This is a genomic window from Mesobacillus campisalis, assembly GCF_000986785.1.
Classification (GTDB): domain Bacteria; phylum Bacillota; class Bacilli; order Bacillales; family Cytobacillaceae; genus Mesobacillus_B; species Mesobacillus_B campisalis.
Genome location: NZ_LAYY01000014.1, coordinates 104,235 through 117,904, shown reverse-complemented (window position 1 = coordinate 117,904; position 13,670 = coordinate 104,235). Strand labels below are relative to the sequence as shown.

The following is a 13,670-nucleotide window of genomic DNA, read 5'->3' as shown; positions in this document are numbered from 1 at the left end:
CTGGTTCCCTTCTCCCGTATTTGAATAGGAGGAAGGGAAGGAAAGGGAAATGCTATGAAAACCAAAAATGCAGGGAAGATTGGAAGCGGCACAAGGCGTGACTATGTGTATCAATATTTATTCGAAAACATCATCGATTGCCAGCTTCAGCCTGGTTCGGCGCTTTCGGAAAATGAAATTGCCTCCAATCTCCATGTGAGCAGGACTCCGGTCAGGGAAGCGATGATCCAGCTTTCAAGGCAGGGACTTGTGGAGATCGTCCCTCAGATTGGAACGTTCGTATCGCTCATTGACCCTCCCCTGGTGGAGGAATCGAGGTTCATGAGGCTGAACCTAGAAATGGCCGTCATTCGAATCGCCGCGGCGCAATTGAGCGAAGATACGCTTTTACTGTTGGAGCGGAGTTTGATCAGGCAAAGAAAATCGGTTGGAGATGGAGATTACAAGGCCTTCTTCCAGCTAGACGACGAGTTCCACGAAACGATCTTCAAAGGGCTTGGCAAGAAGAAAACCTGGCAGGCTATTGACCAGATGAACGCGCAGTTCAAGAGGGTCCGGGTATTGAGGCTCGTAGCCAGCAGCCCTTCCAGATGGGAGGAGACTCTGGACGATCATGAAAGATTGGTGAACGTCCTCAGGAAGAAGGATGCTGATGAGGCAGAGAAGGTCATAGGTTCCCATTTGGGGAAATGTTTATGGCACATTGATGAGTTGAAGCAGAAATACCCACATTATTTCCAGCACTGAGATTGGGCGGGATAATGGAAGGAAAGAGGAGTGAAGCTTGATGAAAAGAGGAAACACTCTTCCGGTGAGGCTGCTGCCGACCCGTGCCTGGCGCACGTATCTCGGCGGAAAGCTCATCGATGAGCGGCAGGGGAAGGAGAATCAGGTGGACGGGCATTTCCCTGAAGAGTGGATCATGTCGGTGGTGGAGGCACGAAACAAGGGACGCGAACACTTATTGGAAGGACTAAGCGTGGTGGCCGGAAACGACATCACCCTAAGGGAATGGATCAAAGGGGACCCAGAAAAAGTGCTGGGAAAGGCTCATCACGAAAAGCACGGAAGCGGGACAGGGGTTTTGGTCAAAATTATTGACTCAGCCGAACGCCTGACCGTCCAGGTCCATCCGGACAGGAAGAAGGCGGAGGAGCTGTTCTTCTCTTCCTACGGAAAAACGGAGTGCTGGCACATCCTTGGGGGAAGAGCAATCAACGGGGTTACTCCTTATGTGTACCTCGGGTTCAAGCCCGGCGTCACGCGGGAGCAGTGGGAAAAATTGTTCTGGGACCAGGACATAGAAGGGATGCTGAATTGCCTCCACCGGTATGAGGTAAAACCGGGGGACACCTTCTTGATTGAAGGGGGGACCCCCCATGCCATAGGTTCAGGATGTTTCCTTGTTGAAATCCAGGAACCGACCGATTATACCTTCCGGATTGAGAAAACCACGCCTTCGGGCTTTAGGATCGATGACTTCATGTGCCACCAGGGAATCGGGTTCGACCGGATGTTCGACTGTTTCAATTATGAAGGGCGGACCAGGGAAGATACCTTGAAAAAATGGAAGATCCCTCCTTGCGTTCTTCAAGAGGGTGGGGGGAAGAGGGAAGTAGAGCTCATTGGGTACAAGTATACCCCTTATTTCGGTATGACGCTTCTTGAAGTGGAAGGGGAGATGGACGTGCCGGAAGAAAGTGTGTTTTCGGGAATGTACATATTGTCAGGAAAAGCGTGCTTCACAAGTGGAAGAGAAATGATGGAAGCGAATGCCGGGGAACAATATTTCCTTCCGGCCGATACTTCCTTCATGATTAAAAACAGGGGGAACGAACCATTTAGGGCCCTAAGGTTCCGCGGACCGGAAAGCGAATAAACGGATACAATGTATACAAAATTACAAAAATTTTTTAAAAAGCGGTTTCATAAAGATAGAAGCCTGCTATAATTAGTTTGCTAATTAAATAATTAAAACACATGGTGGAGTCAGTCAAATTGGCACTGCTATGTGTTTTTTTATATAAAATAATTTAATAGGGGTAGAAGACATGGTTATATTACAAATTGTTCTTATTTTACTTGCAACAAAAATAGCTGGCCAATTAAGCATTAAACTTGGCCAACCCTCTGTATTGGGAAAAATTATCGTTGGGATTATTTTGGGGCCGGCATTGCTTGGATGGGTGCATGACTCGGAAATCATCACTGTTTTTAGCCAAATTGGTGTGCTGCTGTTAATGTTTTTAGCAGGTTTGGAAACGGATCTAAATGATTTGAACGAAAATAAAAAGGCAGCAGTGCTCGTTGCGGTTGGCGGGGTTATTGCCCCCATTTTATTATCCTATTTTGCTGCTCAAATTTTTGGTTTTAACACGGCAGAATCCATCTTTGTAGGGTTATTATTGTCTGCAACATCTGTAAGCATCTCTGTCCAAACATTAAGGGAACTTGGCTGGCTAAATAGTAAAGAAGGTTCTGCGTTACTAGGAGCAGCCGTATTGGACGATATTATTGTTGTCATTTTACTTGCTATTGCGATTAGTTTCTTCGCAAACTCTGATACGAACCTTGCCCTGCTTATTGGGAAAAAAATCTTATTCTTTGTGGTAATCATTCTTGCTGCGAAATGGGTAGTGCCTAGATTTATCCAGGTATTTTCAAAGTTTAAGGTAACGGAGACTGTTTTAAGTGCCGGCTTAATTATTTGCTTTAGCTTCGCCTACTTTGCAGAATATTTGGGGGTAGCCGGGATTATTGGGACGTTCTTTGCAGGGATTGCAATTTCCCAGACTAAATATAAAGAAGAAATTGAACATAAAGTAGAACCAATCGCAAATGGTCTTTTCGTTCCTTTCTTTTTTGTAAGTATTGGTTTAGCTGTATCATTTAACGGAATTGGAAGCCAGCTGGGATTCTTAACTGTATTCTCGATTATCGCTGTACTGTCTAAGTTCATTGGTTCAGGTATTGGAGCCAGGGTATCAGGATTTAACAATCGATCTTCCATGGGTATTGGTGCAGGAATGATTTCACGGGGAGAAGTGGCCTTAATCATAGCTGCAATGGGATTGGACAGTGGCCTATTGCCAATAGAATATTACACATCTATGATTATCGTGGTGATCCTTACAACCCTAGTTACGCCGCCATTATTAAAAGTGTTCTTTGGAACCAGAACGCTTCAGGTGAAAATAAACAAAACGGATGTCAGTGCTTGATTTCGTTTTAAATCTTATGGTTAGGTGAGCGATAATTCAGATTATTGCTCACCTTTGTGTGCACAAAAAAAGTACGGAAAACAATAAGGTTTCCTTCGGACGCAATGCCTTCATAAGTTTTATACTACCCCATTAACGATCCACAGTTGCTTCATTGTTCACGTCAGCCAGAAATAAAGATTCTTTGCGGCCATACACAAAATAATAGAGAACAGCCATCAGCATCGCGAAAACAGCTAATGACAGGTACATCTGCCCAAAGCCGAGGAACGGTATAATGAGCCCCAAAACAGCTGGGCTGACTCCGTTTGCTGCATCCATCCCGATATAATAGGTAGATGTCGCTAAACCAATCTGTCCTGGCGGTGCCGTTTTAACGGCTACGACTTGGAGGGTGGATTGGATATTTCCGTAACCTATTCCAATGAGGCCTGCTGCCAATAATAATAAGAAGCTTGTGCTGGCTATGCTTAATACGAACATCCCGGCTGCCAGCAAGACGATACATGGATACATAACAAAATTAGCGCCTTTGGAATCGACTAATTTGCCAGTGATCGGCCGTGAGAAAAGAATGGCAAGGGCATAAACGAGGAAAAAGAAACTGGCAGCTTCCACTAAATGAACTTCGGAAGCATAAAGATTAATAAAGGATAGGACACTTCCGTAACAAAAGGAAATACCCATAATGACGATGGAAATCGGTATCGCGTTTGGTTCTAGGAACTGTGTCCAGCTGATTTTTTGAATACCAGGCTTTTTCTTTACCTTAAGTGACGGAATGTTTGAGAATAATATGAAGACGAGCGATATTAGGCCAAGGAAGAGACATAGAGAGAAAATCGGAAAGTGGTTTGCCGTTTTGGACATCAAAACGCCGATGAACGGACCGATGGCGGCAGCCAAGGTCATGCTCATTGTAAAATAGCCGATTCCTTCTCCTCTTCGGGAAGGAGGCAGCACGACAGCAATAATGGCGGCCAGAGTGTTAGCCGCAACCCCAAAGGTTATTCCATGGATCAGCCGGGTTAAAAATAAAAATGAAATATTCCATTGAATAAAGTAAAGTAAAATGCTGGCTACTATTGCGATTCCGCTAATCACAAGAATGAGCTTCGTATTATAGTCATTATATTTACGCCCAATATACAATCGGCCAATAAGGACACCAACGATAAAAATCCCCGAAGCAACGCCGGCTTGGCCAGTTGAAGCATTAAAGGTTTCCACTGAATAGACCGCAATGGTGACCATCAACAGATAAAAAACCATCGCCAAGAAGAAGCTGGCTGATGAAAGCATAATAAAATCTTTTGTCCAAACCGCTTCTTTATACTCACTCTTCACAGTTAAAAAACCCCAATCTATTATAGTTAATTGCGAAATACACAAAGTATGGATAGAATATATTCCTATTTTAATAGTCGGAAATACGATGGTAATACCATAGTATCGACCGTTTTGTTAACTTGTCAAACCTTTAGGAGGGATTTTCCAATAGTTTCTGTTTGAATAAAAGATACTAAAAAATAAAAAAACCGATTTTCCATGTATTGAGAGAATCGGTTAGTTGGCCATATATAGTTTTTTTGTTGCACATACATTCTTTTTGTTGGCAGGTTTGCTTTCTGCGAAGACCATCTCATTTCTTTTCGCTTGCCAGTTTACATCTCCATATTGCGAGTTTGAGTACATAAGCAAGCCTTCTTTAAACGATACAATGAATTTTTTCATCATAGTGCTTTATCTCCCTTCCAATTGTTACTTTTATTATGGCAGGGAAGTCATATTTTAACAATGGTGGTGAAAACGGGAACATCGGCCAGGAAAACGGAAACATCCTGCATGAAAACGCAAGCAACTCTTTTTTTCTAATGATTTCACCATTTCCTATATAGAGACGAGCTCTCCTAAGTATTCTTTTTCGTTGTTAAACGGTGCCTGCCTGCAAGAGTCTGTAACTACCCCTCTGTTACCCCAGTTATTTCCTGAAAACATAACGATTGCAAATTGTTGACGTAAGGAAATCATGATGATATCTTTAATTTGTAAAGTAAACAAATTAATTACCAAAAATGAAAGCGTTGTAATTAGGCCTAATAAGTAGAGACTATAAAAGCCAAGATATGAACAGGTGGAACAAGAGAAACGGATAGGTGAATTTTTTTACAAGAAGATGTAAGCAGTTTCAACAGGAGGGGAATTGAATGGCTGCAGCAAAAGCGAACCAAAATGAATTTGTAAATCGGTCTAAAATGTGGCAAATTGGATTTTTCGCATTGAACAATACGGCAACAAACTTGTATATGTTCGCGATGGGTTTTATTTCTTATTATGCCACAGGCATAGCAGGAGTTGCGGTAGTCGCTATTAGTTATATATTGACCGCAATGAGGCTATTTGATGGGATTACCGATCCAATTATCGGTTATGTGATTGATAAAACCAATACGAAGTTTGGCAAGTTCAGGCCGTATATGGTTTTGGGAAATATCATTTTAATCATAACGGTCCTGGCACTTTTCAACCTGACCCACCTGGTGCCAGAAGGAATGCGCCTTCCATTCTTTATCATAGTCTATGGGATCCATATTATCGGTTACACTTTTCAGACGGCTGTGACAAAAGCGGCCCAGACCGTTTTGACCAATGATCCAAAACAGCGTCCGGTGTTCTCGGCGTTTGATGCAACATATAATACGATTTTATTTGTAGGCGGACAGTTTTATATTGCTTCATACTTGCAGCCGAAACATGGCGGCTTTAACCAAGGGTTCTTCACAGAGTTTAATACCGTTGTCATTATCGCAGGGGCCATTTTTACCGTTCTTGCTGTGATTGCACTATGGGAAAAAGACCGTACCGAATACTTTGGTTTTGCTGAAAAATCCGTCAAAACGACGTTCCGTGATTACTGGCCAGTCATTAAAAGGAATCGCCCATTGCAAATGCTGGTCATCGCGGCTGCTACCGATAAGCTCGCAGGCCAAGTTTTAAGACAACCTGTTGTTCCTGTGATGTTTTTTGGAATTTTGATTGGTGATTATGCTCTAAGTGGAACTGTTTCAATGATTACCATTATTCCAACATTAATTTTAACGTATATTGGTGTAGGAATTGCCCGTAATAAAGGATTGAAAAGAACATTTGTTGGAGCGACCTGGGGTGCATTGATTTCATTTACCCTGCTGCTGGTTTTATTCCTGGTGATTAATGATCCAACCTCCATTTCTTTATCCAATATGGGCTTTGCAACAATTGCGTTTTTGGTTTTCTACACAGGAGGATATGCTTTTATGGGCTTGACAGGAAATTTGGTCATTCCGATGATAGCAGACACCTCCGACTATGAAACACATATTACCGGAAGATATGTACCAGGCATGATTGGAACCATCTTCTCCTTTGTCGATAAGCTAATCTCATCTTTAGCGTCCACCATTGTCGGATTGATGCTTGCTGGAATCGGCTTCACCACGGTGTTCCCGGAAGTGGATACACCATTGACAACCGGAATCTTTGCTCTTGCATTATTTTTCCATATCGGAGTTCCGATGCTTGGCTGGATTGCATCGCTGATCGCAATGAAATTCTACAAATTGGATGATAAGTACATGGCCCAAATTCAGGCTGAAATTGCTGAAGTTAAAAACGTACTTGTTGAAAAGAATCAAATCACACTTCCGGGCGCATCAGGGGAAAAGTAATGGTATTGTTGGAAAAAGGGATAGCGATATCCCTTTTTTTATACATAGGATTATCTGACTGTCTGGTAAAAAAAGCACTCTCAGAACATTTTGGTAGAAAAGACGGCAGTGACAGGTAATGAATTTTGCTATTTATTCATCTAAAATGTAGGTAGTTTCATTGAAAGGGTGATTTTCACTTGGATGAAACATTATTGGTTAACTATCGATTGCACGGCCTGATCGAATATGTTTCGGAGTTCCATTCCCATCAGGAATATGAAATATACATTTTCCATGGCGGATCCTGCAGATACATCGTCCATAACCATATTTATGATCTGGAGCCAGGCGATATTTTATTGCTGGATGGGAAAACGCTTCACAAACCAAATATCGAAAAAAACAGTGATTATGTTCGCAGTCATATTCACTTTTCCCCACACTGGATAAAAGACATCCTGGCTGGAATGGGAAGTATGTATCTGCTGGAAGCGTTTGAAAAGCTCCATCATTGTTTGATAAGAACGAAAGAAAACCCAGAGCTGAAGTATTTGGAAACCGTTGTCAGCCGGCTTGCTGAACTGAAAAGGACGTCACCGAAAAAAAATCAGCATTCCATCACGGAAATGAAAGTTTTGCTTCTGCAAGTATTGATTATAGTTCATCGCCTAGGTCAGCAGCACTCAATAAAAATGACCGGTAAAAAAGTGGACAAGGCAGAGCATGCTGAAAACATTGCAGAGTATATTCAAAAAAATTACATGAATAAGTTAAGTATCCAATCCATTGCAGAAGCCCTTAATCTCAGCAAGTCCTATGCAGCACATGTTTTTAAGGAAATGACGGGCTTTACGATTATGGAATATGTGATGGGATGCCGTTTGAACCAGGTAAAGTATTTACTGGAAATTGAGCCGGATAAACCACTGAAAGAGATTGCCCATGAATGTGGTTTTGAAAGCGTTTCGCATTTTAGCCGCTATTTTCGTGAGAAAGTCGGTGTTACTGCAAAAGAATACCGGCAATCACGAATTAAAGTATATGAATAAGGAGGATTTGATTAAGATGAACCAGGATCTTCACATTTCCGGTTTTTCTGATGAGATTTCATCGGACTTTAATACACAGCTTGAAGTTGTCTCTAGATTAGGCATGGAATACATCTCCTTAAGAGGAATTGATGGTAAGAATATTGGGGATTTCTCGGTTGAGGAAGTAAAAGAGGAAGTGCTTCCGCGTCTTCAAAAGGCCGGTGTTAAGGTTTCTTCCATTGGCTCCCCTATTGGAAAAGTGTTTATCAATGACCAGGAAGGTTTTGAAAAGCAAAAGAAAATGCTGGACACGCTTTGCCAAATTGCGAATCTATTAGATTGCCAGTATATCAGGATCTTTAGCTTTTATATCCCAAAGGGGGAGGAGGCGGATTCCTACAAGGAAGAGGTCATTGACAAGCTGAAGCAATTTGCGGAAATCGCTGGGCAATACAATGTTATCTTAGTCCACGAAAATGAAAAGGATATTTTCGGAGACATTGGCCGCCGCTGCCATGAAATCCTGACAGAAGTGGCCTCGCCATCTTTTAAAGGAATCTTTGATTTCGCAAACTTTGTCCAGTGTGGCGAGGATACACAAGCTTGCTATGATTTGTTGAGAGAAGAAATTGTCTACATCCACATCAAGGATGCCGTTTCAACGGACAGCCAGAATGTTGTCTGCGGCACTGGGGAAGGCAAGATCCCTGAACTTCTTGCACAGTTTATCAAAAGCGGCTACAAAGGATTTTTGACACTTGAACCTCATTTAGTTTTATTCGACTCTTTGAAAGATTTAGAACTCGAAGATGCAAGTGAAGTAATCAAAGATAATAAAGGGCTTGATGGAGAAAGTGCATACAAACTTCAGTATGAGGCTTTATTGGATATTTTAGAAAAAATTGAAAGTGAGGAGAAATAATAATGAACCAAGTTAGACTGGGAATTATCGGTATTGGAGCACAAGGTGGAACATATGCTGGATTCATCTCGGAAGGCAAAGTGAAAAACATGGTGATTGGGGCGATTTGCGACATCGACCCGGCGAAGAAAGAAATGTGTGCGGAAAAATATCCTGACGTGCCATTCTACGACAATTATATTGAGATGCTTGAAAGCGGCAATGTGGACGCAGTCGTCACAACCGTTCCCCACTATCTCCATCCTGAAATGGGAATCGAAGCATTAAAAAGGGATGTTCATGTACTGCTTGAAAAACCGGCTGGTGTTTACACAAAGCAGGTGAAAGAATTAAACGACTTTGCTGCTACAAAACCAGAATTAACATATGGCGTGTTTTTCAATCAGCGTACCAACCCGCTTTACCAAAAACTAAAAGAAATGATCGATAATGGGGAAATCGGGAAAATCCGCAGAACAAACTGGATCATTACAACATGGTGGAGACCGCAAGGATATTATGACCAAAGCGCATGGAGAGCTACCTGGGAAGGTGAGGGAGGCGGTGTCCTCGTCAATCAGGCGCCACACCAAATCGACCTGCTTCAATGGATTTGCGGAATGCCTAAAAAGGTTTACTCCAATGTTAAGTACGGCTTCCAAAGAAATATCGCGGTAGAAGATGAAGTGACAGCAATGCTTGATTATGGCAATGGAGCGACAGGTGTGTTTATTACCGCGACTCATGATGTTGTCGGTACTGACCGCTTGGAAATCATGGGTGACAACGGAAAGATCATCGTTGATGACAGCAAGAAAATCACCATTAAGCGTCTTGTGAAGCCTGAACCAGAAATGAACAAAACGATGAACATGATGGATATTATGAACCTTTTCATGGGTGGAGACACATCCGATATCTATACAGAAGAAGTCATCGAATTTGAAAGTGTATGGGGTGCCCAGCATATTTCCGTTCTCGAAAACTTCGCGGCAAACATTTTGGACGGAACTCCTTTAATCGCACCAGGAAGTGACGGCATCCATGGCGTGGCCCTGGCAAATGCGATCCATCTTTCAAGCTGGCTTGGAAAAGAAGTGGAGCTGCCAATCGATGAGGAACTATTCCTGGCTGAATTGAACAAAAAAATAGAAGAAGAAAAAAAGAATCCTATTAAATAATATACATTGTGAGGCCTTAATTGGAGGCCTGTCGCCTGACTATTGTAATGGACAGGTAGGACAGGCCTCTTGCCTCATCTAAAGGAGATGGGATTATGCTAAGAGCAGCGGTGATTGGATTAGGGGATATTTCCAATATTCATATACCTGCTATACAAGCAAACCCGAATGTTGAATTAGTGGCTGTATGTGATATCGATGAAACATTAACGGACCGTGTACCGGGGGTGCCCTTTTATACCAGCTATGAAAAAATGCTGGAAAACGAAGCGCTGGACTGTGTTCATAATTGTCTGCCGCACCATCTGCATTATCCAGTTACAAAAGCATGTGTCGAAAAAGGAGTCCATGTATTCCTGGAAAAGCCGCTTGGGTTAAATACAAAAGAGGCTTTGGAACTCGTGAAGCTGGAAGAAAACCATTCTGATATAAAAATAGGTGTCTGTCACCAAAATCGATATAATGAGACATTTGAGACTCTGCAAGAATTGGCGGCGAGTGGAGAATACGGCAATCTGGTTGGAGTCAAAGGACTGGTGGCCTGGCACCGCCCAAAGGCTTATTATGACGTAAAGCCATGGCGCGGGAAGATGGCAACAGCCGGCGGAGGTGTGATGATCAATCAGGCACTTCATACACTGGACTTAATCCAATTACTTGGTGGAGAAATTGATTCACTTCGCGGATCGATTGATCAGTTATTGGATTATGGGATTGAGGTTGAAGACACCGCAACAGCACATATTACCTTTAAAAACGGCGCAACTGGTTTGTTTTATGCGACAAATGCCAATGGTGTCAATTCGAGTGTCGAGCTCCAGGCCGTTTTTGAAAAAGGGAAATTCACCATTAAAGACAGTATCCTGACAAAAGTAAACGACGATGGCAAAAAGGAAGAAATCATGGAAGATACAAAGCTTCCGGGGAGCAAATTTTACTATGGAGCAAGCCATGCGAAGTTAATCAACCACTTCTATTCCTGTATAGAAAATGATTCTGATGACTATGTCCATGCCAAAGATGCACTGATTTCCATACAAATCATTGATGCCATCCGGATGTCATCAGCGAGCAAAGAAAAAATTAAGTGGGAGGCGTTAGCATGAACAAGGGACAAATTGGCGTACAGATGATGATGCTTAAAGGCAAGGTTGAGGAAATAGGCGTATATGAAACAATGAGAAAGATCCATGACCTCGGATACAGGGCGGTTGAGGTTTCTCAAATTCCGATGACATCTGAGAATGTCGCTGAGCTAAAAAAAGCGAGTGAGGACTTTGGGATTAAAATTGCTGCCTTGTCTGCTGCATTGGAGCCGATGCTGCCCGGCGCACCAGGAGAGACTTTGACAGCTGATTACGAAAAGATTGTGAGCGATTGCAAAACGCTGGATTGCCGTTACCTGCGCATCGGGATGATGCCTTTGCATCTTATGGATGATAAAGATAAGATCATGAGCTTTATCGAAAGAGCGGAAGCGATGGCAGAAAGATTGGCCGGGGAAGACATTGAGCTGTACTATCATACCCACCATTTGGAGTTCCAAAAATTCGACGGGGAATATTTATTGGACTTGATGAAAAACAATACCACCAAGCTTGGCTTCGAGCTGGATGTGCATTGGATCCAGCGAGCTGGCGAAAATCCGGTGGAGTTTATTAAACAATATAAGAATCGTGTATCCTTACTGCACCTGAAAGACTACCGCATCGGCCAAATGGACTTAAGTGATGTGGACTTTCAGAAAGATATGGCCAAGTTCTTCCAGGCTTTCACTAACACCATTGAGTTTGCTGAAGTTGGCGAAGGCAACCTGAATATCAAGGCTATTATCGAAGCTGGTCTGGAAAGCGGAGCAGAATACTTCCTTGTTGAACAGGATGATGTTTATGGCCGAGATCCATTTGACTGCCTGGAAACATCAGCTGAAAACCTAAGAAAATTAGGGTATGGTGATTGGTTTTAATAGAAAAAACATGAGAGAGGCAGCTGCAGGAAGCTGCCTCTCAATTTTTGCGAAAATCACTATTAAACCAATGCCATTATGGTAATATGATAACAGGCAAAAGATACAATTTTAAAGTCAATTGATTGTTCATAATATCTACATTGACGAAACATAATAGAAATGATAAATTATAAGTGTAATTAATTTGTTTAATAAACAAATTATAATAATTATTTTTTAGGGTAAAATTTGAAAAGGTTTACAGAAAAAGATTTGGGAGGGAATAGAATGAGAGCATTCTTAGACGATCGTTTCATGCTTAATACAGATACAGCCGTCAGGCTTTATGAAAACGCAATTGTCGGGCTGCCGATTTTTGACTTTCATTGTCACTTAGACCCAAAAGAAGTATGGGAAAATAAGCCTTATGAAAATATCACCAAGCTATGGCTTGGCGGCGACCATTATAAATGGCGGGCTATGCGCATGCATGGCATTGGCGAGCGCTTCCTTACCGGAGATGCATCGGACTGGGAAAAGTTCTCGGCCTGGGCAGAAACGGTTCCGCACCTGATCGGAAATCCGCTTTACCACTGGACGCATATGGAACTTAAAATGTTTTTCGGGATTGAGAAAAGATTGAGCCCGGAAACCGCTCGTGAAATTTACGATGAGTGCAATGAAAAGCTGAAACAGCCTGAATTTAAACCAAGAGCATTCATTGAGAGATCAAATGTTAAATTTATCGGCACAACCGATGATCCCGTTTCAACATTGGAATACCATCAATTATTGAAGAATGACGAAAGCTTTACTGCAAGAATCGCACCAACCTTCCGTCCGGATGGAGCCCTGTTCATTGAGCGGTCAACCTTTGAAGGCTGGATCCAGAAATTATCCGAAGTATCGGGAATAAAAGTAGATACACTAGACTCGTTTTTACAAGCTTTACAGCAGCGCGTCGATTACTTCCATGAACATGGCGGCCGTGCATCTGACCATGACATCCAAAAGATGGAGTATGTTCAGACAACAAAGGAAGAGATTGAACCTATCTTTGCAAAACGCCTGAGCGGCTCGGAGCTTACAGAAGAGGAAGTGACTCTTTACAAAGCATTCCTGTTAACTCAACTTGGAAAAATGTACGCAGAAAAAGAGTGGGTCATGCAGCTCCATATGGGCGCAATGAGAAACAACAATACTAAAATGAAAAATAAGATTGGCCCTGATACAGGTTTCGATTCACCAGCAGAAATCAATTTTGCTGAAGGGATTTCCCGTTTCCTTGATGCGCTAGATCTGCAGGACGCGCTGCCGAGAACGGTCTTGTTCAATTTGAACCAAAAGGACAATCAGGTTCTGGCCGGCATGATGGGGAATTTCTATGAAGAGGGAGTTCCAGGGAAAATCCAGTTTGGTTCCGGCTGGTGGTTCCTCGACCACATTGATGGTATGGAAAGGCAAATGAAGGATCTGGCAAACGTCGGCCTATTAAGCCACTTTATCGGGATGCTGACCGATTCACGCAGCTTCCTATCCTATGCCCGTCATGACTATTTCCGCCGCATCCTTTGCAATATCCTGGGAGAATGGGTGGAAAGAGGATTGGTTCCGGATGATTTTGAATTCCTTGAGAAAATGGTTGAAAATATCGGCTATTACAACGCTGAAAAGTATTTCTTACAGCGTTAATGAAAGA

The 13,670-nt window shown here is 42.5% G+C and carries 12 protein-coding genes; 10 read left to right on the top strand and 2 right to left on the bottom strand.

The features are described from left to right. Positions 1-54: 54 nt before the first annotated feature. From WQ57_RS13835 to WQ57_RS13825, 3 genes are all read left to right on the top strand, one after another. Entirely contained in the window at positions 55-747 is a 693-nt protein-coding gene (locus WQ57_RS13835; protein WP_046524359.1) for a GntR family transcriptional regulator, read from the top strand. Positions 748-787: 40 nt separating this feature from the next. Then, positions 788-1,879, top strand: a complete 1,092-nt coding sequence (locus tag WQ57_RS13830; RefSeq protein WP_052948757.1) for a class I mannose-6-phosphate isomerase — start codon at positions 788-790, stop codon at positions 1,877-1,879. A gap of 172 nt (positions 1,880-2,051) precedes the next feature. Further along, positions 2,052-3,221, top strand: coding sequence for a cation:proton antiporter (locus tag WQ57_RS13825; RefSeq protein ID WP_046524358.1), 1,170 nt, complete (start codon positions 2,052-2,054; stop codon positions 3,219-3,221). Between the two features lie 132 nt (positions 3,222-3,353). On the opposite strand, the gene WQ57_RS13820 is transcribed toward WQ57_RS13825, so the two are convergent. Further along, the gene (locus WQ57_RS13820) at positions 3,354-4,568 is read right to left on the bottom strand and encodes an MFS transporter (RefSeq protein ID WP_241481549.1); all 1,215 of its coding nucleotides are present in this window, start codon (positions 4,566-4,568) and stop codon (positions 3,354-3,356) included. 219 nt (positions 4,569-4,787) lie between these two features. Continuing rightward, positions 4,788-4,958: a hypothetical protein gene (locus WQ57_RS26680; RefSeq protein ID WP_156183139.1), complete on the bottom strand. Its 171-nt coding sequence runs from the start codon at positions 4,956-4,958 to the stop codon at positions 4,788-4,790. A 470-nt stretch (positions 4,959-5,428) separates the two neighbouring features. On the opposite strand from WQ57_RS26680, the gene WQ57_RS13815 reads away from it, so the two are divergent. The 7 genes from WQ57_RS13815 (at position 5,429) to uxaC (ending at position 13,663) form a co-directional block, all read left to right on the top strand. Continuing rightward, a complete protein-coding gene (locus WQ57_RS13815; protein WP_046524357.1) occupies positions 5,429-6,928 on the top strand; it encodes an MFS transporter in 1,500 nt (499 codons plus the stop codon). Positions 6,929-7,107: 179 nt separating this feature from the next. Beyond that, positions 7,108-7,959, top strand: coding sequence for an AraC family transcriptional regulator (locus WQ57_RS13810; RefSeq protein WP_046524356.1), 852 nt, complete (start codon positions 7,108-7,110; stop codon positions 7,957-7,959). A gap of 16 nt (positions 7,960-7,975) precedes the next feature. Beyond that, positions 7,976-8,863, top strand: a complete 888-nt coding sequence (locus tag WQ57_RS13805) for a sugar phosphate isomerase/epimerase family protein (RefSeq protein WP_046524355.1) — start codon at positions 7,976-7,978, stop codon at positions 8,861-8,863. Positions 8,864-8,865: 2 nt separating this feature from the next. Next, a complete protein-coding gene (locus WQ57_RS13800) occupies positions 8,866-10,023 on the top strand; it encodes a Gfo/Idh/MocA family protein (RefSeq protein ID WP_046524354.1) in 1,158 nt (385 codons plus the stop codon). A 95-nt stretch (positions 10,024-10,118) separates the two neighbouring features. Then, positions 10,119-11,129: a Gfo/Idh/MocA family protein gene (locus WQ57_RS13795; protein WP_046524353.1), complete on the top strand. Its 1,011-nt coding sequence runs from the start codon at positions 10,119-10,121 to the stop codon at positions 11,127-11,129. Next, the gene (locus WQ57_RS13790; protein ID WP_046524352.1) at positions 11,126-11,989 is read left to right on the top strand and encodes a sugar phosphate isomerase/epimerase family protein; all 864 of its coding nucleotides are present in this window, start codon (positions 11,126-11,128) and stop codon (positions 11,987-11,989) included. The genes WQ57_RS13795 and WQ57_RS13790 overlap by 4 nt, the downstream gene beginning before the upstream one ends. Before the next feature lie 270 nt (positions 11,990-12,259). After that, positions 12,260-13,663: a glucuronate isomerase gene (gene uxaC, locus WQ57_RS13785; RefSeq protein ID WP_046524351.1), complete on the top strand. Its 1,404-nt coding sequence runs from the start codon at positions 12,260-12,262 to the stop codon at positions 13,661-13,663. The last annotated feature ends 7 nt before the right edge of the window (positions 13,664-13,670 follow it).